General features: G+C 64.0%; 19 protein-coding genes and 4 pseudogenes. 11 read left to right on the forward strand and 12 right to left on the reverse strand.

Features of this window, described 5'->3' with window-relative positions:
• Position 1: 1 nt before the first annotated feature.
• The 11 genes and pseudogenes from FFS37_RS14365 to FFS37_RS14405 all read right to left on the reverse strand — a co-directional run bounded on the left by FFS37_RS14365 (position 2) and on the right by FFS37_RS14405 (position 11,339).
• Positions 2-499, reverse strand: a complete 498-nt coding sequence (locus tag FFS37_RS14365) for a hypothetical protein (protein WP_232375662.1) — start codon at positions 497-499, stop codon at positions 2-4.
• Between the two features lie 77 nt (positions 500-576).
• A complete protein-coding gene (locus tag FFS37_RS14370) occupies positions 577-1,407 on the reverse strand; it encodes an RNA polymerase sigma factor (RefSeq protein WP_137931619.1) in 831 nt (276 codons plus the stop codon).
• Positions 1,408-1,651: 244 nt separating this feature from the next.
• Positions 1,652-2,599 (reverse strand): ParB/RepB/Spo0J family partition protein, encoded by a 948-nt coding sequence (locus tag FFS37_RS14375; protein WP_137931620.1) that lies wholly within the window; start codon positions 2,597-2,599, stop codon positions 1,652-1,654.
• Entirely contained in the window at positions 2,596-4,212 is a 1,617-nt protein-coding gene (locus FFS37_RS14380; protein ID WP_171026284.1) for a DUF2130 domain-containing protein, read from the reverse strand. The genes FFS37_RS14375 and FFS37_RS14380 overlap by 4 nt, the downstream gene beginning before the upstream one ends.
• A 205-nt stretch (positions 4,213-4,417) precedes the next feature.
• Positions 4,418-5,557 (reverse strand): restriction endonuclease subunit S domain-containing protein, encoded by a 1,140-nt coding sequence (locus FFS37_RS14385; protein WP_137931622.1) that lies wholly within the window; start codon positions 5,555-5,557, stop codon positions 4,418-4,420.
• Between the two features lie 3 nt (positions 5,558-5,560).
• Positions 5,561-5,743: a hypothetical protein gene (locus FFS37_RS36155; protein ID WP_232375681.1), complete on the reverse strand. Its 183-nt coding sequence runs from the start codon at positions 5,741-5,743 to the stop codon at positions 5,561-5,563.
• A 42-nt stretch (positions 5,744-5,785) separates the two neighbouring features.
• A pseudogene (locus FFS37_RS36445) lies at positions 5,786-6,106 on the reverse strand (N-6 DNA methylase); the annotation flags it as partial.
• A 122-nt stretch (positions 6,107-6,228) separates the two neighbouring features.
• Positions 6,229-7,116, reverse strand: a pseudogene (locus FFS37_RS36580) (N-6 DNA methylase); the annotation flags it as partial.
• A 13-nt stretch (positions 7,117-7,129) separates the two neighbouring features.
• Positions 7,130-9,502, reverse strand: a complete 2,373-nt coding sequence (gene hsdR / locus FFS37_RS14395; protein WP_137931623.1) for an EcoAI/FtnUII family type I restriction enzme subunit R — start codon at positions 9,500-9,502, stop codon at positions 7,130-7,132.
• Positions 9,499-10,527: a nucleotidyl transferase AbiEii/AbiGii toxin family protein gene (locus FFS37_RS14400; RefSeq protein WP_137931624.1), complete on the reverse strand. Its 1,029-nt coding sequence runs from the start codon at positions 10,525-10,527 to the stop codon at positions 9,499-9,501. The genes hsdR and FFS37_RS14400 overlap by 4 nt, the downstream gene beginning before the upstream one ends.
• The gene (locus tag FFS37_RS14405) at positions 10,527-11,339 is read right to left on the reverse strand and encodes a type IV toxin-antitoxin system AbiEi family antitoxin domain-containing protein (RefSeq protein WP_137931625.1); all 813 of its coding nucleotides are present in this window, start codon (positions 11,337-11,339) and stop codon (positions 10,527-10,529) included. Before FFS37_RS14405 ends, FFS37_RS14400 begins: the two co-directional genes overlap by 1 nt.
• 336 nt (positions 11,340-11,675) lie before the next feature.
• On the opposite strand from FFS37_RS14405, the pseudogene FFS37_RS14410 reads away from it, so the two are divergent.
• From FFS37_RS14410 to FFS37_RS14435, 6 genes and pseudogenes are all read left to right on the forward strand, one after another.
• A pseudogene (locus FFS37_RS14410) lies at positions 11,676-12,095 on the forward strand (DUF932 domain-containing protein); the annotation flags it as partial.
• Between the two features lie 266 nt (positions 12,096-12,361).
• The gene (locus FFS37_RS14415; RefSeq protein WP_137931626.1) at positions 12,362-13,780 is read left to right on the forward strand and encodes a tyrosine-type recombinase/integrase; all 1,419 of its coding nucleotides are present in this window, start codon (positions 12,362-12,364) and stop codon (positions 13,778-13,780) included.
• Positions 13,777-15,618 carry a hypothetical protein gene (locus FFS37_RS14420; RefSeq protein WP_137931627.1) on the forward strand — a complete coding sequence of 614 codons (1,842 nt, stop codon included), beginning with the start codon at positions 13,777-13,779 and terminating at the stop codon, positions 15,616-15,618. The genes FFS37_RS14415 and FFS37_RS14420 overlap by 4 nt, the downstream gene beginning before the upstream one ends.
• Entirely contained in the window at positions 15,618-17,783 is a 2,166-nt protein-coding gene (locus FFS37_RS14425; RefSeq protein WP_210240457.1) for a hypothetical protein, read from the forward strand. The genes FFS37_RS14420 and FFS37_RS14425 overlap by 1 nt, the downstream gene beginning before the upstream one ends.
• A gap of 44 nt (positions 17,784-17,827) precedes the next feature.
• Positions 17,828-18,223, forward strand: a complete 396-nt coding sequence (locus FFS37_RS14430; protein ID WP_232375663.1) for a hypothetical protein — start codon at positions 17,828-17,830, stop codon at positions 18,221-18,223.
• Between the two features lie 223 nt (positions 18,224-18,446).
• A complete protein-coding gene (locus tag FFS37_RS14435) occupies positions 18,447-19,379 on the forward strand; it encodes an ArdC family protein (RefSeq protein WP_137931629.1) in 933 nt (310 codons plus the stop codon).
• A 43-nt stretch (positions 19,380-19,422) separates the two neighbouring features.
• On the opposite strand, the gene FFS37_RS14440 is transcribed toward FFS37_RS14435, so the two are convergent.
• Positions 19,423-19,851 carry a MerR family transcriptional regulator gene (locus FFS37_RS14440; RefSeq protein WP_137931630.1) on the reverse strand — a complete coding sequence of 143 codons (429 nt, stop codon included), beginning with the start codon at positions 19,849-19,851 and terminating at the stop codon, positions 19,423-19,425.
• An 85-nt stretch (positions 19,852-19,936) separates the two neighbouring features.
• Here FFS37_RS14440 and FFS37_RS14445 point away from each other — a divergent pair, with 85 nt between their 5' ends.
• From FFS37_RS14445 to FFS37_RS14465, 5 genes and pseudogenes are all read left to right on the forward strand, one after another.
• Positions 19,937-20,362, forward strand: a complete 426-nt coding sequence (locus FFS37_RS14445) for a mercuric transporter MerT family protein (protein WP_137931631.1) — start codon at positions 19,937-19,939, stop codon at positions 20,360-20,362.
• A gap of 21 nt (positions 20,363-20,383) precedes the next feature.
• Complete coding sequence (locus FFS37_RS14450) at positions 20,384-20,677, forward strand: cation transporter (RefSeq protein WP_137931632.1); 294 nt, start codon at positions 20,384-20,386, stop codon at positions 20,675-20,677.
• Positions 20,678-20,771: 94 nt separating this feature from the next.
• On the forward strand, positions 20,772-20,927 hold the full coding sequence (locus FFS37_RS36165) for a hypothetical protein (RefSeq protein ID WP_232375664.1): 156 nt from the start codon (positions 20,772-20,774) through the stop codon (positions 20,925-20,927).
• Positions 20,924-23,185, forward strand: a complete 2,262-nt coding sequence (gene merBA / locus FFS37_RS14460) for a bifunctional organomercurial lyase/mercury(II) reductase MerBA (RefSeq protein WP_137931634.1) — start codon at positions 20,924-20,926, stop codon at positions 23,183-23,185. Before FFS37_RS36165 ends, merBA begins: the two co-directional genes overlap by 4 nt.
• Before the next feature lie 124 nt (positions 23,186-23,309).
• A pseudogene (locus tag FFS37_RS14465) lies at positions 23,310-24,107 on the forward strand (DUF932 domain-containing protein); the annotation flags it as partial.
• Between the last annotated feature and the right edge of the window lies 1 nt (position 24,108).

Here is a 24,108-nt window from a genome sequence, read left to right on the forward strand (position 1 = left end):
CTCAGTCGGTCTCCGCCAACAGCTGAGCGCGCTTCTCGGCCGGGACGCCGGCGTCGATCAGCACTTGCTCCAAGCTGACCTGCTCGCCGGCCGTCGGCTTACTGTCGGCCTTGTAGCTGCGCGCCCCGGCCAGCTGACCCGGCCCCCAAGACGCTTCCAACTGCGCCACGGAGCTTCTCGCCGCCTCGGCGAATCGCTGGAGAAACCGCCGTGGGATGCTCACGAGGGATACCCGCCGTTCGCGCAATGCGGTCACGACCTGTCGAGGCACATCCAGACCTCGGGCCACCGCGCGCCAGTCATCGACCGTCAGCGCCGCAAAAGGGTCGGCGGCCGCCGCCGGCGAAGCCGCGGCGTGTTGCGACCATGCCGTGTCGATCAAGGCCTGGTCGACACCGGAAAGTGGTGCCGCATCGTCACGGGCTTCGCGACTGAGTTCGCGCGAGAGGTCAATCAGCTCCCCGGCATATTCCGGGTAGAGCAGCAGATAGCGCTGCAAGGTCGGCCGACCAGGCTCGCTCTCGACCGCAAACGCGTCGAGCACAGCTTCGCGGGAGGGACGTGCGCCAGCGGGACTCACCGCTCATCTCCGTCGGCCATGGCTGTCCGTAGCGCGGCGAAGGCCTTGTCGCGATAGGTTCGAACAGTCTTTTCGGAGCGACCCAGGGCTTTCGCGATGGTCATGACGTCCGGCTCCTTGGAGTCGATGGGAAAGCCTTGCCTCAGCATGTGAATGATCCTGCTTTGTTCTGTCGGTAGAGCCTCAATCGCCGCATCCAGGCGCAACCGGTAAGCCGGATCGTCGAAATCCGACGCCGCGAACGGGTCGTAGACCCCCGCGGCCGCCTCGACCTCCGGCGACAGCTCGCCGCTCTCCTCGTCAAATTCGAGGGGCTGGGAACGGTTCTCGTCGCGCCAAGCCTGCTCCTGCGCGTCGCGCCGCAGACTTGCCAGCGCGCCGTCGAAGCGCACCTCGAAATAGTCGACCTTGTCGACATAGCCGGCGCGATCCGCCGAAAGCAGCTCGACGAACCGGCCGAACACCTTGTCGCGAATGACCCCGCGCGTCATCGACTCCGTCTCACGGTCGAAGCTTTCCGCTCTGGGCAGACTACGCAGCACCCGTTCGGTCAGTATCCGATAGAGGCGCTCGAACCCCGCCTCATTATTGTCATGGCGGCTCGCGCGGAGGAAATAGACGAGACATTCGCTGGGGATATGGCCTGGGTCGGCGCGCTTCGTGATCGCGGCCCTGGCGATCAACGCGTCACGCGGCAGGACCGCCAGTTCGGCGATGAGCGCTTCTATCTTCGGGTCGCGCGCATAGAGCTCTCCGGTGAGGCGCCGTTTTCGCAGCGGCGTCACCGCCGCCTCGTCCGCACGGTGCGCGTCAGCCTCCAGCTTCATGCCGGCACCCTCCCCGAGCCTCGCCCGATCGTTCCCATAAGAAGATCGACCTTCGTTTCGTTGTCGGTCAGTATCACCTTCAGTTTCCCCCGCAGTCGACGCTCTGGAAGTCTCGCGACGACCAATATTTCTTCACACCCGATAGCCGTAACGCAGGACTTTCCGCCAAGAACGACTCGCAATGCTAGCTGTTCTGAATAAATTCGCCGCCCAGCTTACTGAGATCGCGCCGACAATCCCTATTCTATGAAAGCGCGTCGCGGAGCGATTGTAACAACGCCTCCGCTTCGTCGATCTTCTTCAAGATATCTACGTCACCTTTGAGTTCCTGCAGGGTCGAGAAAGGGACCATTTTCATCGCGTCTACCGCAGCTTCAAGATCGCCGGATAGGCCGCCCTTGACCGGCTTAGGCGCGGGCCCAAGACGCAGCATCGCCGACTCCAAATCTCCCGCATCGCTCAGAAACTGCGAACGCGCGACTGGATCGGGCAAGATCGTGCGGAGCTTCCGAAGGTCTTTCGAATTGGTAATGCGCTTCTGGTTGACCTTCTTGACCACCGCCTCGATGACAGTCGGCGTCAGTAGCTTCTTGCTCACCCCCATCAACTCACGCGACCAGGTGATTGCAGCGCTCGGGTCACGGAGACTGGTGAATTTTTCTGAGAGCTCAAATACATCGACCAGCTTGTCGAGCTCACGCACCGTGATGCCGAGGATGTTGGCGGCGCTCGACCGGCCCATCATGTCGACCAGGCGATAGGCCACCATTTCCTTTTCCTTGGCGTCCCATTCCTTCCGCTGGCGATGGATATAAATCCAGACCCGAAGCCGGTCCTCCTCGCTCAAGGTTCGGTCGGTAACCTCGATTGGGATCTGCCGATAATCTTCCTTCCCTTGTTCCACCAGAACCCGCGAGTTGGTCCACCGGCGGTCACCGTCGATGATCCGGAATTTTCCCGATAGGTCAGGATGTGGCTCGACAAGTAAGGGTTCGAAGAGACCGCCATTCGCTTCGATCTGCCGCTGCAGCTCTTCATCGATCTTCGGGCCCATGCGGGGCTGCTTTTCGTTCGGCACGATGTCGTCGATATCGGCCTTGGTCCGGTATGTGCGCAGGACGGTACGATCGAGCCGACGCTCCTGAAGATTGATGATATTGTCGCGCTGCGGGATGACCTGCGGGCTCGTCATTGAGGACTCTCCGGCGCGGACGCCGTACCGATGATGGAGTCGATCTGATTGCGCAATTCAGCCTGCACTTTCATGGCGGCGCGGATGGCAAGACCCTGCTGCTTCCAGACGTTTTCGTGGGCTTTGACCTCCTTCGTCTGAATATCCAGCAGCGACTCCGCCAGTTCGTCCAGCCGCGCGAATGAATCGGCGCACTGCTGGGAAGTAATGAAACTGTACAGGGCCGCGGTTTTCTGGGTGCGTTCGGCGTTGCTCATGCGCAGGGTGTGAGATTGAACCAGATGGGCGCGAACGAGCTGGATGAGGGCGACGACCCGCGCCGGGCATGCGATCACGACACCATCCTGGATATGCAGCTGCCGGGCGCCGGCCGGGAACTTGCTGGACGACAAGACGGCGTGGTCGGCCTGCGCACTCAACTGGTCCGACCGCAGTTTGGTCACGAAATCATTTCGCCACGCGTTGTGGTTCTTCGAATCGTAGATGATCGTGCCGCACTCCTGTCCGTTGTGAATGACGGTGTGCAGGATGTCTGCGCCTTGCTGGCCCTTGGTCACGCGCACGATGCGATCACCATCGAACTCAGCCTTCAGCGCTTCAAACAGATTGATTTCGGCGCCTTCGCCGAGCTCTTCGGCGGTCTTCTTCTCAAGGGCGCGTTGCAGTTCTTCCACCTTGTTGGCCAACTTCTGGCGGTCTTCAAACGTGGCCGACTTCTCGGCGTTGACAGCCGCTGTCTTGTCGGCCTCGAGGGCCTCACGCTGTTCTTGCAGCCGCTCATTGAGCTGGGCTTCGTGGGATTCTTGGAGGCTTTTCGCCGTCGCCTCCGCAGCGGCCGCCTTGGCTTCGGCGTCAGCCTTGGCCTGTTCGGCGGCGCCAATCTGCAGCTGGGCCGCGGCCTCAGCGGTCGCGCTGACTTCAGCACGAACTTCCACTTCGCGGGCGGCCGCTTTTGCCTGGGCGTCCGCCAAGGCCTGTTCGCTGGTCAGCCTGGCTTGCGCCAGTTCGGCCTTCAGTGCCTCGCCGGCATTTTCGGCGGTCACTTTCTGAGCCTCCACTTCCGCCAGCCGACTCGCAGCCGCTTCCGTGGCGATGCGCGCCGCCTCTGAGCGGATCGCGTCTTCCTGCGCCGCCGCGTCCGCCTTCACCTTCTCGATCGCGGCGGCGGATTCACGCTGCACCTGTTCGAGTTGGCCCTGAAGCGCAACCTTCGCCGCGTCAGCGTCGGCCTTCTCGGTCGCGGCCTCGACGGTCTTGGCTTGAAGCGCATCCTGGGCTGCAACACGCGCCGCTTCCGCCGCGTCCACCCGCGCCTTCGACTGGAGCTCAGCAGCCAGGCGGGCCTGTTCTCTGGCCTCGGTGATTTTTTGGTCGGCTTCTAACCGTGCACGCTCGAGGGCCTCTGCCTTCTCGGTGTCGAACTTCTCCTGCAGCCGCGCGGTGACAGTGGCGGACTGCGCCTGGTCTCGCGCCTGCAACCGCTCGGCGACCTCGTCGGCGCGGTCGTGTGGGATGGCCTGCTCGCAAACCGGACAGACGTCGTCGACCGGATGAAGGTGGTGGATGGGACTGGAACGCACGGTCGACGCTACTGAGGTCTGCGGATTCGCCATCATGGCCTCCAGATTGTTCTGGGACCTATTTTCTCCTAATTTATCCTGAAGTCAACCCCTGTGGCCGAGCGGATGGCCCGCGGGCCGACACTGCAGACCACAAGCCGAGGCAGCTGGCCTCGATCCCGGCGAGTTCGGCACCGTGGACCGCCAGCAGTGCTGCGCGATGCACGTTGAGCTTCATCGGTGCAGATTAGCGGCGCGCTCAGTCGAAGGCCTGATGCATCAGGGCCGGGATCAAGTGATCAAGTTCAGCCGCGACCTCAACCTGACCCGCCTGAACAGCGCCGGCCTTTTGTTGAAGCTCGTCGAACCAGAGCTGCGCGTCCAGAGACGGCGCGGGCACGACGATCGACTCCAAACCCTTGAGCCCGAGCGTGCGGTTGCGGCCTGCGCCCCCTGGTGAGGCAGCGCCGAGACGCTCCGTCCCCTCCGCAGTGAGAAAGTAATACAGAAGGAATTTGGACGTTGCCCGCTGAGGATCGGGAACGCAGGTCAGGAACCTATGCGATCCTACCCGGCCATGATCCGCAGCGCTCGCCAGCGCGACCGCTCCCTCCCAGGCAAACACGATATTGAAGAGTAGATCGCCCTCGTGAATTTCGAAAAGCCGCTTGTTACCGACCTCAATTCCCGAGAGTGATGGTTTTCGGAATGTCCCTTTGCCGAACGACCGCACGCCAAGTTCGGGGTAACTTCCGTCTAGATCAACTGCGATCGGTCGCCGCACGAGCGGCGCAATGTCCATCATCGCGACGCGCGGAGCGCCTGCGATCACCTTCCGAAACGCTGCCTTCATCGTTGCGTTGAGCTCCGCGCGCGCGGCATCGGCCGTCCGACGCATCGTCTTCAGTTGCAGCGCCGCGCCGTCGAGCTTCGCAATGATCCGACGTTGCTGCTCGATCGGCGGAAGGGGGATGGCATGATCGAGAAGACGCGTGGGATGCAGCCTCTCTCGGCGGGCGCCGATTCCCTTCCCGTCCGAGGCCAGTTGGCGCCAGACGCAGTCCTGCTTGAAGTACCAGCCGAGGAATCCCGGCTCGAGTCCATGATGCAGGTCGAAGGTCGGGAATTCGTTCGAGACGAAATACCCGTCGACCTCTGGCGAAACGATCGCATAAGCGCCCTCAAAAGACTTCAGGCGGCTATAGACGAACTGGCCCGCCCGGATTCGAAACAACTGCGTGGCGGCCATCTCCCGCCCAGTGACCGCTGCGCGCTGAATCATCCCGCGACCGAATCCATAGATGCCCGCGATCGGATATTCGCCGTCGGGCTCCACCCCGTGAGGGTCCGGTGCGTAGGTAAGGAGTTCACCCAATCGGATAAGCGGAAAGCTTGGCATGACCTACGCGCGCTCCGCCACGAGCGCCTTGATCTCGTTCAAGATGGCCAGCACCTGTCGCTCTTTGTCGATCGCGCTATCGACAATTTCCGCAGGCAAGCGGTGATCAATCGCCGCCTTCGCATGTGGATTTCTCAGATCCAGATCAACCGCGACGACGCGTCCCTGCTCATCGCGCTTGATCAAATCGGGACCGGACACCTTCCATGCCTGCGCGCCTTCCTCGCGGTCAGACCACCAGGCTCGGCAATCGGCGAACTCCTCATACTGCAACGGCTGCGTCTTGGAGTATTTCCGCCGGCCTTCCGGAAGCGGTTGCTCCCAGTACCAGATGTCGCGCGTCGGACCTGACGTGTCGAAGAAGATGATGTTCGTCGGGATGTCTGTGTATGGTGCAAACGTGCCGTCGGGCAACCGGACGATCGTGTGAACATTGAACTGTTCCAGAAGATCGGCCTTGATCCGCGCAGCAATGCCGTCGCCGAAGAGGATCCCATGCGGCACGACAACGCCGGCGCGCCCGAGTCCGCCGCGCTTGAGCCGCCGCATGATGAGCTGCAGAAACAGCACGCGGTCTCAGCAGTGCGGCGATCATCCGGAAAATTCGTGAGGATGCCGGCTTCTTCCTCACCGCCGAACGGCGGATTGGTCAGGATGACTTCGACCCTGTCCCGCTCGCCGATCTCGGTCAGCTTGAACCGCAGTGCGTTGCCGAATTCGATGTCGGGCGCTTCGATCCCGTGCAGCAGCAGGTTCATCTGCGCGAGCAGGAACGGGAGCGAGGAATCTTCGCCGCCACGCAAAGTCTTGCGCTGAAGGATTTCGCGTTTCTCAACCGTGCCGGCCTGCGGCTTCATATGGTCGAAAGCAGCAGCCAGAAACCCGCCCGTGCCGCAGGCGGGATCGAGCACGACTTCGCCGAGCTTGGGATCGATCGCCTCGACCATGAAACGCACGACGGGACGCGGCGTATAGAACTCTCCGTTCTGACCCGCGGCGTCGCGCATCTCCCGCAACAAAGTCTCATACATCCGACCGAGGGTCTGAATGTCCTCGGTGCTATCAAAATGGATGCCGTTGATCAGGTTGATGACATCCCGCAGCACATACCCGCTGGTCGCGTAATTCCGCAGGTCGCGAAACACCGCGGAGACCACGTCGCGCCGCTGGCGGCCAGCGCCATTGCCACGCAAACTGCGGAGGAAGGCGAACAGACCTAGGCCCTGAGTACCGTCCGCGCGAACGGATTGCTCGCCGTTGATGAACGAGAGCAGATCCGGCCCGGTGATGCCCGCGGGATCGGCCGCCCAGTCTCGCCAGCGGTAAGGTGCATCGATCAGGAGCCGGTACGGTTCGCCGGCGAGCACTGCCTCATCCTCGTGGACGCGCTCCATGTCGTCGATGAATTTCAGGAACATCAGCCAGGTAAGCGTAGGCAGCCGCGTGAGGTCCGTCTTCAGCTCGCGGTCCTTGCGCATTTTGTTGCGCGCGGACTTGATGAGGCTGTCGAGCCGCTGCGCCGTGGTTTTCAGCGTAATGATCTTCTTCTCACGGGGCATTCGTGGGTCTTCCTTAAGCGGCGTACAAGAGGCCGGACATTTCGTTGACCGCGTCGCGGAGCTTGTCCGGGCCGCCGAAGCGGCGTGCGATTTCGCTCGGATTGCCGAATCCGGCCAGCGGCGGCACCTTCAAGATACCCGGCAGGACGAACTGCGCGGCGCCGTGCTCCGCGTATTTCTCCAGCAACGCCTCCAGTACGGTCCGTGCAGCGTCGCCATACCGATCGAAGAAATCGGTGCGATCGCGCTTGAGACGTTCGGCGCGTTCACGCCGCGTGCGGAGCGGCGCGTTCCAGGCGAGATGGCAAAGGAGATCGAACGGATCATCCTCCGGCCGCCCGGCTTCCTCTGACAAGCTCTCGAGGTCGATGCCCCGTTCAGCGAGCGCCTCGACGATCGCGTGGCGCTTGTCCGCGAGCACCCAGTCGGCGCGGAAGCTTGCCGCGGTCGGATAGAGCGTGCGGACTTTCTCTCCGGTCCAGTCCGTCAGCTTCTTGCACGTTAGCCGTTTGCCATCCGTATCGAGTTCGTAGACCAGATGCGCGACCACTTCGACCGTCCCGCCATCGACGTAGAGTTTGCGCGGCTCTCCGGGCTCCTCGTCGGGTGGAAGGCCACCGTCGGTTTCCGTCTCGATCTCGTCCGGCCCCTCCGGCGCTGGATTTTCCTCTTCTTGGGTGGTGACGATCTCACCCTCGGCGTCGATCTCCGTGATTGTCTCCGCGGTCGGCTTACCGTCGAAGTCCGGATCGGCGAATTTTTCAGTCGCGGTGCCGGTGTAGTCGAGGATGTTGAAGAACAGCTTGCCGTAGTCTTCGCGCAGCCGGGTCCCGCGGCCGATGATCTGTTTGAACTCCGTCATCGAGCCGACCACCCGCGCCAGCACGACGTTCTTGCAAGTCGGCGCGTCGACACCCGTGGTGAGAAGCTGAGATGTCGTCAGAATCACCGGAACCTTCGTCTCGACGTCCTGGAATCGGCTGAGTTTGCCCTTGCCGACGTCGCCTTCGTCGGCCGTCACACGGCAGGCATAGTCCGGGTCGCTAGCAACGAGATCGGCGTTGAGATTGGCGAGCGCGCGCCGCATTTCGCTTGCATGTTCCTGGTCCACGCAAAAAACGATCGTCTTTGCGAAACGATCGGTCTGCGCGAGGAAATGCGTGAGGTGGCGCGCGATCGCCTCGGTGCGCGCGCGTAGCGCGACGACACGCTCGAAATCCTTTGTGTGATATTCGTCATCGGGGATCTCGCGTCCGAAGCGGTCGAGCTCGCCCTTGGTTGGTCTCCACCCCGCCGCATCATAGTCCGTGACGACACGATGCACACGATAGGGAGCCAAGAATCCGTCCGCGATGCCTTGCGCCAGAGAGTAAGTATAGAGCGGCGCGCCGAAATAGGCGTAAGTGTCCCGGTTATCTTCCCGCAGCGGCGTCGCCGTCATGCCGAGTTGATAAGCCGGCTCGAAATACTCCAGGATTTCCCGCCAACTGCTATCGTCGCGCGCGCTCCCGCGGTGGCATTCATCGATGATGATCAGGTCGAAGAAGTCCGGGGCATATTCTCGATACAGACCCGGCCGCCGTTCGTCGCTGGCGATCGCCTGGTAAATCGCGAAATAGATGTCGCGGCCATGGCTGATCTCGCCATTTTCGATCTTGAACCGCGCATCGCCGAATGGCGCAAAGGTTTTGGCCATCGGGTCGTCGACGAGAATATTGCGGTCGGCGAGGAACAGGATCTTGGGTTTGCGGAAGTCCCCGCGCTTGTTCCATCCGGCAGTCCACAGCCGCCAAGCGATCTGGAATGCCACGGCGGTTTTGCCGGCGCCGGTGCAGAGGGTGAGGAGCGCCCGACGCTGGCCGGTCAAAACCACCTGAAGCGCGCGATTGACGGCGATCTCCTGATAGTAGCGCAGCGGCCTTGCGGGATCGGGAAAGCCAGGTGCGAGCAGGCGCTCGGCGGCTGCGTCGTCGGTCAGGCCGAGACCGGCCCGTTGCCGACCCCACAGCTCAGCGGGCGTGGGGAAATCGGTCCGCTCGGTTTCCAAGCCAGTGAGAAAGTCGAATTCGAGAATCTCCGCGCCATTGGTGGCATAGGCGAATTTCAGTCCGAGAATTTCAGCGTAATCCTTGGCCTGCTGCATGCCGTCGGCGGCGGATTTGTACGCGGCCTTCGCCTCGACGATAGCGATCGGGTAATCGGCGCGGTAGCGCAGGATGTAGTCGGCGCGCTTTTGCCGGCCGCGCTTCGCCTTGCCACCGACGAAGATCACTCGACCATCGGTGAACGTCCGCTGCTCATTGATAGCGTGGGGCGCGCCTTCCCAACCCGCCGTTTGCAGGCGCGGAACAACGAATTTTCGACAAGTATCCGCTTCAGTATTCAACGGGTCTCTCCGCGTGGCCGCCCTGCCCGCCTCGCACGTGGCGCCAGCGATTTGTCGCCAGATTTCCAAGCTTTGACGTTCTGTGCTTTCCACCGCAGGGCCGGACTGGCTTCGATCGCGGCGCGCACCTGCTCCGGCGCCTCCAGCGCGGACGCGTCGATCTCACCCCGGTCCAGTATGGCATCCAGAAATGCCCTCTCCCCCGCCGTGAACTGAAACAGCAGCGCGAGCTTGTTCCGGCACTCGGCCGTGACGCTCTCGATCCAGGCGGCGGGCCCACCGAAGGCGTCGAAATACCGATCGTGCAGGCACATGGTCAGCTTACCGGTGATATCGCCGACCTCGCAGCCGATCGCCGCGGGTGAGGCTGAACGCCAATCGACGCTCTTGGCGCTCGCGCCGATCATCAAGGTAGCCGCCTTGATCTTCGACCAGTCGAGCGAGGGCATGGCGATGATCCGATACGCGTCGAACAAGTCGCGCGCGGTGCGGCGCGTGACCAGCGCGACCATCTTGCCGGCGATGATCTCATGGATATCGAGAACCGGCACATTCGTGGCCTGATAAGAGCCGATTGCCACCGACGGCATGCGATCCACGCCGTATAGGGGGCCGCGATAGAGATAGTTGATGTCGATCTCGATGGTCCCCGCGCCGCCCAGCGCGGAGGCATAGCGATAAATCCATTTGCCGCCGGCGTGCTCGGACGGCTCACGCCGCGCGGCATAGCCTTTCGATTCCATCAAGCGCTCGATCCGGTCTTCCAATCCTGGCCGGTCGGCGTCCATCTGCTCTTTCTCGAGCGCGCCGACATAGTTGACGTCGATATCGACCGAAAGGCGGTCCAGATCGGAGTGGAAGACGTTGAGCGCCGTGCCGCCCTTCAAGGCGATCCGCGGCCCGATCAGCGTATCGGCGCCGAACGCATCCAGAATATCGATCAGCCGGATCACCCGTTCGAGCGTCGCGGGTTGAAGCTGCCGCTCTGCCGCAATATCCTGAAGCGTTTCTCGCGACGCGACCATCACACGCCCTCAAAAGCAGCGTCGACAGCCTGCCGCGGCAGAAGCACACGCCACGCCTCGACGAGCACGGCATGACCAGGTTCGGCGCCCAACGCGTAATGCTTCGATCGTGGAAGACGACGCCGCAGGCGCGTCAGGACGTCGTCCGTGACGCCGAGCGCCGAACGTCGCCTCTCGAGCCACCAGCCGGAAACGGAAGCGAGCGACCGGTTGTCCAGCAGTTCGACATAGTCGGCGACTTTCGTCGGATCGAGATAGCGCACCAGATCCAGCGACTGCAGAACCTCCTCGACGCCGCCAGCGAGTTCCGGCCGGTGCAAGGCATCGACAACCGTGCGTTCAACCGCCGTCACACGGACCGCCACGCCCTGCCGATCCATGGTCGTGGTCAGGTAGTCTGCCTTGCCGGCCGCGGCCAATGCCTTCGGCGGCGCGACGAAGCGGCAAGCGCCAAATGGCAGATCCACGCGTTCGGTTCGCCCCGCACTGATGAGCTGGACCTCGTTGAACTCGGAATAGGCTATGCCGTGCAACTCAAGGGCTGAGTGAAACCCCAAGACGCCATCGGGGCGCAGCTTGCTCGCTGCAGCGAAGCGGTCGATCACCATCCGCTCGACCGCCAAGTGGGCCGGCACCGCGGCAAACACCTCACGACTGATACGCTTGATATTGCCGGCCCGCAGGTGATGCCGGAGCAGGCTCGTAACATTGGCCCCGCCCGCCGGGTGGCCGAAGGCCGCCGCGAACTCAGCGCGGGTGAACACCGGATGAGCCGACAGAAAGCTGGCCGTTTTGTGCTGGCGAGGTTGCATAGCGGGTCTACGATTCTGCGTTAAAGTGGGCAAGAAATAGCCATTTTGATGCATATTTGTCAACATCCGAAGACACGCCGCCCTCGTCTAAGTCGTAAAACACGCTCCGTATGGGCTATATATTACCTTATCCACCGCACTTTCTGAAACCACTCTTCACCCGAACCGCCGTTTGACGGGGAAAGCCTTCCCCCACAGCCGAGCCTTTGGTCTCTGCCGCCCCCTTCTGCGGGGACACCCCGCAACGCCCCGAGAGTGAGAGGGCTGCGGCTGTCGCCGTGACGAGTTGAGGGTCGAGAGAGAGGCTCCCGGCCGGCCCGTCATGGAGATTCTGCCATGACCGAGTTACCCACCATCGCCGATCGGGACGCCTTCGGCGCCCCGCCGGTTTCAGCCGGCTATAAAGTTGACATCTCGCGCGGCGGCCGGATCGGGCGCGTGTCGTCCGAATGGTTTTCGCGCCCCGACGACGAGCGCTATCTGTCGCTCAGCGCGCTCTACGCCGCCGTTCGCGCACGCGCGGACCGCGCCACTGCCCGCACCGTCGAGACCCGGACCCTTCGTGTCGAAGCCAGTCGCGACAACGCCGAACGCCTGGCGCTGATCGTGCCCGATCGCGAGGAGCCCGTCGCTCCCACGCACTGGTCGTTCGGCCAGATGTGCAGCCTGGTCGGCGCGCCTGCCGGCTATATGCGCCAGCTCCCCGCGCCGCTTGCCGGCATCAACATGCAGCACGGGCTGCTCTCGCACCGGGCCTTATCTTGACTCTGTGATCCTGTCTCAGAATCAGGCATGGAGCCGCGTCACCGGTGCTGCGGTGAAGCTCTTCAGACGTCCGGGTCAAGCGTTCCCGCAGCGTAAGCGAGGACAACGCTTGACGCGGCGGCGACTCCACAAACTTGTCAAGGGGTGCAGGCAAAGTCCTGCACCCCTGCCACGCGGCGAGCGGGAGAGCGCGAGGGGAACCCCTCGCAATCTAAACAAAAAGAGTCGCGCCGAAGGCGCTCCGCTTGGGTGTGTGCGTGCAATTGTATTTTACGAACCTTGACGCGCTGTCGCGTCCGCTTTCCATTGATGGCCTTGCAGTGAGGATCGCGCCCGGCGCGCTCGACGTTGGCGAGCGCGCCGGGCTGATTGACGGCATGCCGTTCATTCTAATGGATGACGGGAGCTACGATCTCCATCTCAATCGGTTCTTCCGCGCCTGCCCAGGTATGGGCGCGCGCTCGCCGAACACCTGGCGCTCCTACGCGCGGGACATTCTGGTCTGGGCCCGCTTTCTTTGTGAGCGGCGCGGCGGGAAGACAGTCTGGCAGGCCGACCGTCATGACGTTCTGGCGTTCCATCGGGCCCGGCGGCTATCGGCGGCTCCCTATCGCATCTCGGCGGCGAGCTGGAATCGGAGCGTTGCGGCGTTCGATAAGCTCTATCGGTGGGCCGTCGAAGAAGGGATCATGGCGTTCTCGCCCTTCAGCTACAGCGTGACCCTTCGCAGGACGGCGGGGACTCGCGCGTTGTTGGCCGTGACGGCGAACCGCTCGCGCGAACGTGCCGCGCGGCGGCACGATATGCGTTTCGTCGATCTTGGCAGCTATCTGCTGTTTCGCGACGTGGGCTTGCGGGGAAGGCTGCCTGACGGTGCCGAAGACCCGACCTGGCGCGGCCGCAATGGCGAGCGCAACGCGCTGTTCGCCGAACTCCTGGTCACGACCGGTCTGCGGTTGTCCGAGGGCCGCAGCCTGTTACTCGCCGATCTTCCGCGCAAGGCGGACTCCGGCATGCGCTCGCTCCCGTTTGACCTTCCCGGCGCGGTCGCCAAGGGCGGACGACCGCGCCGCATTCGCATTCCCCGCCGGGTTTTGAGGCTCATCAACGACTACATCGATCTTGAACGCGCGATCTCGGCAGCCAGGTCAGAACCGATCGTGTCCAATCCGCTTTGGTTGACGCCGGATGGCGAGAAGGTCGTCGACGCGATGGGCAAGCGGGTCCGCGTCGACCGGCTGACGCCGGGCGAGCGCGACCGTGCGTTGACCGGCGCGCCCGGCAAGGCGCAGCATGCCCTCCTTTGGCTAACGGAAGGCGGCGAGCCCGTCCCGTCAGCAACCTGGGAGGCGGCCTTCGGCCGCGCCTGCGCGCGCTGCAGCCGTTTCGGCATCGACGTTAACGTGACGCCACACACGCTGCGGCACACCTTCGCCGTCAACATGCTTTCCATGCTGATCCGTGAGCAAATCGGGATGGTGTTCGATCCGCAGGATCGGCATGGCGCAGCCTACCGCCGGATTCTCGGGGATCCGCTGCAGAAGCTCCAGCACCTGTTAGGCCACGCCAGCGTGACCAGCACCTACGTCTATCTCGACAGTCTTGCCGAGGCGCAGGAACTGGTCGACGCGGCCGCTGATCGCTGGGCCGAAGATGCGGCCGGTGACGCGCAATGACCGATCTGACAGCTAGGCCGGTGTGCCGGCCGGGACGCCGCGCACTGTTTCCTGAGGCGTTGCCTGATCCCGAGGGCGAAGCCGCCATCGCCATCGCATCGCTCCGATTCACCGTCACCCTCGCGGATCGCAGTATTACGATCGATCTGACCGCGCTGTCTGGCCGCAAGGTGTTGGCCCAACCGCTTGCGGGCGCGCTCTGGCGCGCTTGTCAGGTCGGCGGCCCGGCCGGCTCGGTTTCGACCGCGGCAGCTTATGCCAACGCACTCAAGTTCTTCTGGCGCTATCTCGATTCCACAAAGCCCCGCGTCATTCGCATCTCAGATGTAAGCGCAGCTTGCATCGACGGATTCGATGCTTGGATGGACGAGAGTGGTCTGCATCCCAATCATCGGCTTCACCGCATGAGCAAGGTGCTCAATCTGTTCCGGCTCGCCGAGGCCGCCGAGCCGGGTTGTCTGCCACCCGATGCCTCGCGGCGGCTGATGTACACGAGCGATCGACCAGGCGTCCGTGCCCTGCCACGTGATGCTTATGGCGATCCCATCGCCACAGCATTGCGGAATGCTGCTCGCGCCGATCTCACCGCACTTATGGGTCGCTTTGCCGAGACGGATCGCATTTCGACGCTCAAGGATGCCGATCGGACCAACGCTTTGCAGGTTGCGCACGAACGCGCGATGGTTGTAGTCGACGCCGAAGGCGTCATTGGCCACCGGCATCCTATCTTCAAGCAGCTCTACACGCTTCGCCGCGAGAGTGGCTTGCCGAACGATCGCTTGGTCCACGATCTGCATGGCCGCAGGTATCTGCTCGCCGCCGATCTCGTGCCGCTGATGGTTCTGCTGTCGCTCGATACCGGGCTGGAGATCGAAGCGATCAAGGAGTTGCGGGCGGATTGCCTGAAGAACCCTGCAGGCGGCTATGTCGAGATCGAGTATTGTAAGCGGCGGGCGCGCGGTGCCGAGTGGAAGCGGTTGCGCGTGCGTGATGGAGCTTCATCGACACCGGGCGGCCTGATCCGTAAGGTGCTGCAATGGACCGCTCCGGCGCGAGGCCGGCTTGCCGCCGTCACGCTCTGGGTTCACTTCGCCTGGGGGCGGTTGACCCCGCGCGTCCTCGCCACGAGGGAACTCGTCGCCTCATGGACCGAGCGACATCGTATTCGCGATGAAGAGGGGAAGCCTCTCCGGCTCAACCTGACACGCCTGCGCAAGACGCATAAAGCAGCATGGTATCGGCAAACCGGCGGTCAACTCGACCGCTTTGCGGTCGGCCACAGCGTGGCCGTTGCGGCCAATCACTACGCCGATATCCCCGCGCTTCGCCATATCCACGAAGCCGCCATCGCCGACGCCATGGGGGACGCGCTCGACGCCGCCCTGCATCCGTGCGTCCTCTCATCAGAAGATGAGGCGGCCATTCGAGCCGATCCGGACGAGGCCATAGGTCTGCCGGTTTCCGGGCGTGCCGCGATCAATGAGCTGTTCAGCGGCGAGCAGGATGTCTGGCTCGCTAGTTGCGGTGGTTTCTACAAGGGCCCGTTTGGCGCCGAAGGGGACGCTTGTCCGTCACCATTCTGGGGGTGCCTCGAATGCGGCAATGCAGTGATCACCGCACGCAAGCTGCCAGCGCTTTTGTCGTTTCTCGGCTTCATCCGGGCGCAACGACAGTCGCTCAGTGAAGCCGACTGGATCGCCAAGTTCGGCCGCGTTCATGGGCGGATCGCCGATCAGATTTTGCCGCGGTTCAGTGCGGCCGAGATCGAACAGGCCGGCCAGCTCGCGGCATCGGACCCGACGCTCATTTACCTGCCACCCGAAGCTGGAGCACCATGATGTCCGCCGTCAACAACGCCTTGATGGAGCGCGCAACGCTTCCATCGGCCATCTATGGTGACGACGAGCCCGTGCTTGCCGGCATTCCGGTCAGGGAGGATGCCGACCGAGCGCAGTTCCCGCGCTTTGGCGATGACTACTGGGATTTGGGGGCTGCCATCTTCCGGGTGAACGCCCGCTACAGCAATTACCGGCTCAATTTCGCTCCTATCATCGATCCTGTGACGCGGCGGCTCGCCAAGGAGTATGTGCTCACGCGCCTGCGCATCCATGTGCCGGGATACCGGGCGCCATGTGGTGTCGCTTGGGCGATCCGGCTGCTGCGCTACATCCAGCATTTCGCGGCGTTCCTCATCGCGCACGTTGGCGCCGTCGATCTGCGCCGGATCGACCAGCCTTTGCTCGACTCTTATCTGGCGCATGCTGGTGACGGCGGCCGGCGAACACCGCACGAGACAGTGAAGTATGTCGAGGTGCCGATCGACCTGCATCATCTGTCGCCATGGCTCACGGGTGGTGGCATCAGCTTTCTGCCGTGGCGTGGGCGTGCGGCTCACCATGTCGCCAAGCGGCCGCCGGCACCCGCCGAGAATGCTACGCCGCGTATTCCCGAACCGATCATCGGCGCCATGCTGCGCTGGTCGCTCAAATACGTCGAGGTCTTTGCACCGGATATCCTCGCCGCGCGAGTAGAGCTTGATGCGCTCGAAGCCCGTTGCGAGCAACTGATGGCGCAGGACGCGCAGGCCGGACAGGCAGTCGCCGAGACTTATCGAGCGCGGATGGCCAAATGGCTCGAGGCGCGCCGGATGGCCGGCCGAGGCGTACCGATCTGGGAGCGCGCGCCCAATGTCGCCCGCCGCATCGACCCGCAAACCGGCGATGAGAGCCCTCCGTACAATCTTCACCTGATGCGCCTGCACGTAGGCGCTCGCGAGAGCGGCCGCATCAGCCAGTCCAAACAGACCGCACGGCTGATCGATCAGGCGGCGGCCGAGCTCGGGACCGAGGTCGGCGGTCTCGATACGCCGATCTCCATCGATCCGGACACTGGCCTGCCGTGGCGCGAACGCTTCGACGGCCTGAGTCTTGCGCGAGAGGAACGCATGCTGCAGGGCGCCTGCTACGTCATCTGCGCTTACCTCACTGGGATGCGCGACAGCGAGGTGCAGGCCATGCAGCCGGGCTGCGTGTCGGCAGAGCGCAGCGCCGACGGATTGATCGAACGCTACCGCGTGCGCGGCACCGTCTACAAGCGCCAGGGTGCCCGCGGCGTGACGGCTGACTGGATCACGATCGAACCTGTCGCCCGCGCCGTTGCGGTGATGGAGGTTCTCTCGGCTCGTAATCGTCGAGAGAAGGGACTATCGTCCCTCTGGGTGGCGCTAAAGGACTGGCCCTGGAGTGCTGATCATCTCGGCATTGGTGCGACGCCGACGCTTAATCTTCTCCGCGAAGGTCTCGATGCGCGTTCTGGCAACGAACCGGTCATTCCTCGGATCGCGGATGAGCCCTGGAAGTTCACGACCCGGCAGCTTCGCCGCACGATCGCGTGGTACATCGCCAACCGGCCGTTCGGCACGATCGCAGGCAAGATTCAATACAAGCATGCTTCCGTCGCCATGTTCGAAGGCTATGCGGGCTCGGCCCATGGCGATTTTCGCTTGGCGGTCGAGCGTGAACGCGCGCTCGGTCAGCTCGACGACATCGTTGCTCATTACGAAGCGTTTCTTCATCATGACGGTCCGGCGGGACCCGGTGCCACGCGATTGCGACGCGAGTTCGCGCGTGTGCAGGACGAGCTTGGCGATCTGCCCGGCCGGATCGTGGACCGCAAGCGGTTGCGCACGATGCTCGCCCATCTCGGTCGAACCTTGCACGTCGGCTTTCTCAACGATTGCCTGTTCGAAGCCGCGACCGCGCTCTGCCTTACAGAAGCGCCGGATTCCGAGCGGGCGGCGCCGGCCTTGTCCCGATGCAGCCCCGATCGCTGCCCGAACGCCTGTTTGACCGCGCGCCATCTCAAGCCATGGCAGGCCTCGATCATGGAGGGCGAAGCTTTGCTCAGCGACGGTCGCCTGACGCTGCTGCAACGCGCAGCCATTACGCAGGACAACGAGCGCAAGCGCCGGCTGATTGCACCCCTTATCGATGGTGGTACATGACCACACGAACGGGTCCGAAGAGCGAGGCGGCATTGAGGGCGGCAATGGCACGACTGCTCGACGGTCGGCCCGAGCGCACCGACGGCGCGCTCACCGTCTCCAATCTGGCGCGCGAGGCCGGCGTCAGCCGGGCAACGGCGAACCGCGCGGTCGATCTTCTCGCCGAGTTTCGTGCTGCCGAAGCCCGCCAGCGCCGATCATCTCCTCAAGCACTGAAGGATCGCGTCCGCTCCCTTGAAGCCGAGCTCCGGGCCGTGCGCGGTGCGGAGATGGCCGAACTGCGCGCGTTGACCCGCACGCTCGCGCAGCACATCCAGGTGCTGACGTTGCTGGTTGCCGAGCGTGACGAGGTGATTGCCGGCTTGAAGGATGAACTGGCGCGATTGAATGAGGCCAAGGTCGTTCCGCTGCGGCGCTCGCCGCGAGACGTCGCTGGCTGAGAGCCACGCAATATCCTCACGGCCGGCCGGTCCTGCGGCCATCGGTCATGGCCGACGTCTCTCGTGCTCGCCCGTCGAGGTAGGGGCTCGGTTGTGGCAGACGCTGCCGGCCCGTCAACCCTGTTCCGCACCAGCAACCGTGAACAGGGTGTGACGGCCCGGCTCGCCGCGTCTGCCCCTGCCGCTTCGCCCTCGACGGAGAGGGCGAGCACAGGAGCCACCCATGACCACCGATACCAACAGCCAGGCCCGGACCGGCAACGATATCTACGAGCGCGTCACCAACCAGATCATCGCCGCTATCGAGGTCGGCGCCGGCGAGTACCGGATGCCCTGGCATCACGACGGATCGGCCATCACCACGCCCGTCAACGTCGCCTCGCGCAAGGCCTATCGCGGCGTCAACATCCTCTCGCTCTGGGCTGCGGCGCAGGCGTCCGGTTATGCCGCCGGCATCTGGGGCACTTATCGCCAGTGGCAGGAGCTCGGCGCCCAAGTCCGCAAGGGCGAGCGCGGCCATCTGGTCGTATTCTGGAAGATCAACGATCGCAACGGCGAGGCGGAGCGTCAGGACGGCGACGCAGATCAGGACGCGGCCGCCCGACGTCTATTCGCCCGCGGCTACACCGTCTTCAACTGCGCCCAGGTCGACGGCTACACTCCGCCCGAGATGCCGGTGCTTCCCGAGGTCGAGCGGATCGCGCACGCCGAACGCTTCTGCGCGGCGCTGGGCATCGACATTCGCCACGGCGGATCGCAGGCCTGCTACATCCCATCGAAGGACTACGTGCAGATGCCCGAGTTCGCCTGCTTCCGGGATGCGGTTGCCTACTACGCGGTGCTGCTCCACGAATGCGGTCACGCGTCCGGCGCCAAGCATCGCCTCGACCGCGATCTGTCCGGACGGTTCGGCTCGGCCGCCTACGCCATGGAAGAATGCACGGTCGAGCTTCTCAGCGCCATGATCTGCGCCGACCTCAACCTCAGTGTTGAGCCACGACCCGACCACGCCCGCTACATCGCCTCCTGGCTCGAAGTGCTGCGCTCCGACAAGCGCGCCATCTTCACGGCTGCGAGCAAGGCACAAGAGATCGCCGACTGGATGAACGCCCGGCAAGCCAATGCTCATCGGCACGAAGTCAGGGGCGCCGCGTAGGCGCCCCCTCAGCGGGCCGTTTCACGGGCTCCACCGGGTGCGATCAGTTGACCGCACCCTCCTGGAACAGCGTCTCGATCAGCGGGCATTCCGGCAACGTCCCGTCGGCACATTGTGCGACAACCTTCTTGAGCACCCGCTCCATGCGCTTCAGATCGGCGATCTTCGCCTGCACGTCCTCAAGGTGTGCGGCGGCGACGGCGCGCGCCTCGGCACAGGGCTGGTCGCGCTCGTCGACGAGACGCAGCAGCTCACGGATTTCATCAAGGGAGAAGCCGAGCTCACGCGCCCGCAACACGAAGCGAAGGCGCCGCTCATGCGACGTGTCGTAGCTGCGATAGCCGCCAGCCGTGCGCGGCGGTTCGGGCAGAAGACCGACCTTCTCGTAATAGCGCACGGTCTCCAGGTTGCACCCCGTCCGTTGGGCGAGCTCGGCTCGCTGCAGGCCCTTCACCACGGCGTGATCGCGCATCGCAAAATCCCTCTTGACCCTGTAGCGACTACAGACCGCATGCTACGGCACGCATAGGATTTCGACAAGGAGAGAGAGAACGGCCATGGTCGCATCGCGATCCGGAACGGCAGGCACGGCGCCCCCTGCGGCGGATCTTTCCGCGTCCGAGCGCGGTGAGGTCGGACGGCAGCGTCTGATCGCCGTTGGCGGCATTTTCGGCGCGCTCGCTGCCTCGTCCTGCTGCATCGTGCCGCTGATCTTGTTTAGCCTCGGCATCGGCGGCGCCTGGATCGGCAATCTGACGGCGCTCGCACCTTATAAGCCGTTCTTCGTCGCGGGGACGGCAGGCCTGCTCGGCTATGGCTTCTACCTCGTTTATTGGAAGCCCAGACGGGCCTGTGCTGATGGCGCTGCCTGCGCACGCCCGATTCCCAGCCGCTTTGTTCAACTCGCGCTCTGGATGGCGACCGCGCTTGTGATTGCCGCCTTTGCCTTCGACTACGTCGCCCCGCTACTGCTTCGCACCTGACACCAAGAGGAGACCCGACCCATGAAGAAGAGTTTGGGCGCTTTCGCCCTGATCGCCTCAGTGATGACGGCATCGACTGCATTCGCTGGCGAGCGCACAATCACCTTCGCTGTCGACAACATGACCTGTGCCTCGTGTCCCTACATCGTGAAGAGTTCGATGGAGGGGGTCGTCGGCGTCGCAAAGGTCGCCGTTTCGTTCCGAGCCAAAACCGCAACCGTGACCTTCGACGACGCAAAGACAAACCCGGACGCCATCGCGACTGCCAGCGTGAGCGCGGGCTATCCGGCCCATCCGGTGAAGCAGGGCAGTTGAGGTGAATGACCGCGCCCGGATCCGTGCAGGCACGGCTGGCGCCGTCCTCGCTGCGATCTGTTGCGCGACGCCGTTTCTCGCCGGAGCCCTGCCAATGGCCAGCCTCGGCGCGTGGCTGGCAGGTGCGGGTCCGGTTGTGCTTCCCCTAATGGTCGCGTGCTTCGGTCTCGTCGCGTGGGCTATCCATCGTCGCCGTGCAAAAGCCGACCGCAGCGAGACCAAGATTCACAACGAAGGCGTGAAGCCATGAACGACTGTTGCGCATCCTCCTCGTCCCGGGACAAGCTTCCAGCTTCCGCATCCACGACGCTCCCGAGCTACACCGTGCGGCCGGGCGTGACGTTTCCGGATTGGTCTGTGGTCAAATCACCAGCGGTCAAGGATGCCCTGCAAGCAATGGTCGGGTCCGGCCATGTGTTCGATCGCTGGAGCGGCTACGATCCCGCCACGGACCGCGTTCGTGTTGCGCTGCTTAAGCTCTACGCCGAAGAAGGACGAGCCCCGACCACGGGCGCGCTTGCGGAGCGAGTGGGGTTGAACGAGACGTCCGTCCGGACTCTGCTCGAAGAGCTCCACCGTCGCGACCTGGCCGTGCTCGACGGCGAGCGGATCGTCGGCGCCTATCCGTTCACCGATAAGGACACGGGCCACCGGGTCACACTCGACGGTCGTGTCCTCAACGCCATGTGCGCGGTCGACGCACTCGGCATTGGCGCCATGACTGATCGCGACATCACAATTGCATCGCGCTGCCGCCATTGTGGCGCGCCAATCCGGATCGCCACGCGGGACCAAGGGCGGGCGCTGGCGCAGACCGAGCCGCGGACGGCTGTCATGTGGCAAAGCGTTCGCTACCAAGGCGCGTGTGCTGCGAACTCGCTGTGCGCGACCACCGCCTTTTTCTGTTCGGACGACCATCTCTCCGCCTGGCGCCGCGAACAAGCTGCGGACGAGGCCGGGTTCCGGCTGTCGATCGAGGAAGGGCTGGAGGCTGGTCGCGCTCTGTTCGGGCCGAGCCTCGCCGGCCTCGATACCGCGGCACAATCGTCGGTCGGTTCGACATCGAAGAGCGCTGCAGTGGCGGACCGTCGCTTTCGCACGAACGGTCGCAATGGCGCCTACGATCTCGTCGTCATCGGCGCCGGCTCGGCCGGCTTCTCGGCCTCGATCACGGCCGCCGATCAGGGCGCACAGGTGGCGCTCATCGGTTGCGGCACCATCGGCGGCACCTGCGTCAATATCGGCTGCGTGCCGTCGAAGACTCTGATCCGAGCCGCCGAGACACTTCACAACGCGCGCGTGGCAGCACGTTTTGCCGGCATCACGGCGGAGGCCGAACTGACCGACTGGCGCAGAACCGTTCGTCAGAAGGACGCACTCGTTTCCGAACTGCGCCAAGCCAAGTACACGAACCTGCTCCCCGCCTACAACGGCATCGCTTATCGCGAAGGACCAGCGCGCCTCATAGAGGGCGGCGTCGAGGTGGACGGCGCGCGCATTCCCGCCGGCAAGATCGTCATCGCGACCGGCGCGCGGCCCGCGGTGCCCGCCATCCCTGGCGTCGAGACTGTACCGTATCTCACCAGCACGACCGCGCTCGACCTTGAGGAGCTACCGCGATCGTTGATCATCGTCGGCGGCGGCTATATCGGGGCGGAGCTCGCCCAGATGTTCGCCCGCGCCGGCGTTAAGGTGACGCTCGTATGCCGGTCCCATTTGCTTGCCGAGGCCGAGCCCGAGATCGGTGCGGCGCTGACGGGATACTTCGAGGACGAAGGGATCACCGTGGTCTCCGGTATCGCCTACCGTGCGATCCGCAAGATCGAGAACGGTATTGCGTTCGATGTTTCGCGCGACGGCCAGAACACGACCATCGACGCCGATCAGGTGCTGATCACTACAGGGCGCGCGCCCAACATCGAAGGCCTTGGGCTCACCGAGCACGGCATCGCCCTCTCGCCGAAGGGCGGCATCGTCGTCGATGACCGCATGCGGACCACCAGGGCCGGCATCTATGCTGCTGGCGACGTCACCGGCCGCGACCAGTTTGTCTACATGGCCGCCTATGGCGCCAAGCTCGCCGCCAAGAACGCCCTCAACGGCGACAGCCTGCGCTACGACAACAGCGCCATGCCCGCCATCGTGTTCACCGATCCGCAGGTGGCGAGCGTCGGCCTGACCGAAGCCGCGGCGCGCGCGGCCGGGCATGCCATCCGTGTATCGACAATCGGTCTCGACCAGGTGCCGCGGGCGCTCGCCGCGCGCGATACCCGGGGGCTCATCAAGCTTGTGGCCGACGCCGGCAGCGGCCGGCTGCTCGGCGCGCATATCCTCGCACCGGAAGGCGCCGACAGCATCCAGACCGCGACGCTCGCGATCCGGCAGGGCCTCACCGTTGACGACCTCGCGGACACGATTTTTCCGTATCTCACCACCGTCGAGGGCCTAAAGCTCGCGGCACTCTCGTTCGGCAAGGATGTCGCCAAGCTGTCCTGCTGCGCCGGTTAAGCAACTGCTATCTCGCTGAGCGATCCACGAATCTGTCTCACGCGCCGAGATCGGTCGGAAGCCGTGGATTTTCAGGCAAACGCCGCTGAAAGATCCTGCTGAGACAGCTTGACTGTTCAGATAACGCGCCGAGCTGGTGAAGACGCTGGAGGCGGACGACGGGAGGATCGAGCTGCGCGCCGTCACCGGCCCGGACTATGGCCGTATCTGGGACCATGAACTGGTCGCCGCCGTCATGAAGATCGCCGGCGACGGCACCGGCGACACGCGCTGGAAGGTGCCGGGCCTGCTCGACTGGTCGACCATGACGCACAACCCGTTCGTCGAAGTGACCAAGGACACCACCACCCTCTACGCCTCCGATCGCGACGTCTTCCTCTTCCTGGTCGACGACGCCCATCCGATCGAAGCCGGCCGCCTGCCCAACGGCGACCCCGATCTCTACTTCCGGGGCTTCTATTGCTGGAACAGCGAGGTGGGCTCCAAAACGCTCGGCATGGCGTCCTTCTATCTCCGCGCCGTCTGCATGAACCGCAACATCTGGGGCGCCGAGGGCTTCGAGGAGATCTCGATCCGCCACAGCAAGTTCGCCAGCCACCGCTTTGCGCATCAGGCGGCGCCGGCGCTGGAACGCTTCGCCACATCGTCGCCCGCGCCGTTTCTGGCGGGGATCAGGGCCGCTCGCGAACAGATCGTCGCCCGCAAGGATGAGGATCGCGAGAGCTTCTTGCGCAGGCGCGGCTTCTCGCGTCCCGAGACCGAGAAGATCATCGCCACCGTGCTCGAGGAGGAAGGGCGGCCGCCGGAGTCGATCTTCGACTTCGTCCAGGGGATCACGGCGCTCGCGCGCGCCAAGCCGCACCAGGATGCGCGGCTGGGGCTGGAGGGAAAGGCCGCGAAGCTCCTTTCCAGCGTCCGGTAAT

Source organism: Mesorhizobium comanense (assembly GCF_005503535.1).
Lineage (GTDB): Bacteria > Pseudomonadota > Alphaproteobacteria > Rhizobiales > Rhizobiaceae > Mesorhizobium > Mesorhizobium comanense.

Coding starts and splice junctions, on each gene's coding strand:
- FFS37_RS14370 (WP_137931619.1), bottom strand. CDS start 1,407: ATGAAGCTGGAGGCTGACGCGCACCGTGCGGACGAGGCGGCGGTGACG.
- FFS37_RS14375 (WP_137931620.1), bottom strand. CDS start 2,599: ATGACGAGCCCGCAGGTCATCCCGCAGCGCGACAATATCATCAATCTT.
- FFS37_RS14380 (WP_171026284.1), bottom strand. CDS start 4,212: ATGGCGAATCCGCAGACCTCAGTAGCGTCGACCGTGCGTTCCAGTCCC.
- FFS37_RS14385 (WP_137931622.1), bottom strand. CDS start 5,557: ATGCCAAGCTTTCCGCTTATCCGATTGGGTGAACTCCTTACCTACGCA.
- FFS37_RS14400 (WP_137931624.1), bottom strand. CDS start 10,527: ATGGTCGCGTCGCGAGAAACGCTTCAGGATATTGCGGCAGAGCGGCAG.
- FFS37_RS14405 (WP_137931625.1), bottom strand. CDS start 11,339: ATGCAACCTCGCCAGCACAAAACGGCCAGCTTTCTGTCGGCTCATCCG.
- FFS37_RS14420 (WP_137931627.1), top strand. CDS start 13,777: ATGACCGATCTGACAGCTAGGCCGGTGTGCCGGCCGGGACGCCGCGCA.
- FFS37_RS14425 (WP_210240457.1), top strand. CDS start 15,618: ATGTCCGCCGTCAACAACGCCTTGATGGAGCGCGCAACGCTTCCATCG.
- FFS37_RS14430 (WP_232375663.1), top strand. CDS start 17,828: ATGGCACGACTGCTCGACGGTCGGCCCGAGCGCACCGACGGCGCGCTC.
- FFS37_RS14435 (WP_137931629.1), top strand. CDS start 18,447: ATGACCACCGATACCAACAGCCAGGCCCGGACCGGCAACGATATCTAC.
- FFS37_RS14440 (WP_137931630.1), bottom strand. CDS start 19,851: ATGCGCGATCACGCCGTGGTGAAGGGCCTGCAGCGAGCCGAGCTCGCC.
- FFS37_RS14445 (WP_137931631.1), top strand. CDS start 19,937: ATGGTCGCATCGCGATCCGGAACGGCAGGCACGGCGCCCCCTGCGGCG.
- FFS37_RS14450 (WP_137931632.1), top strand. CDS start 20,384: ATGAAGAAGAGTTTGGGCGCTTTCGCCCTGATCGCCTCAGTGATGACG.
- FFS37_RS36165 (WP_232375664.1), top strand. CDS start 20,772: ATGGCCAGCCTCGGCGCGTGGCTGGCAGGTGCGGGTCCGGTTGTGCTT.
- merBA (WP_137931634.1), top strand. CDS start 20,924: ATGAACGACTGTTGCGCATCCTCCTCGTCCCGGGACAAGCTTCCAGCT.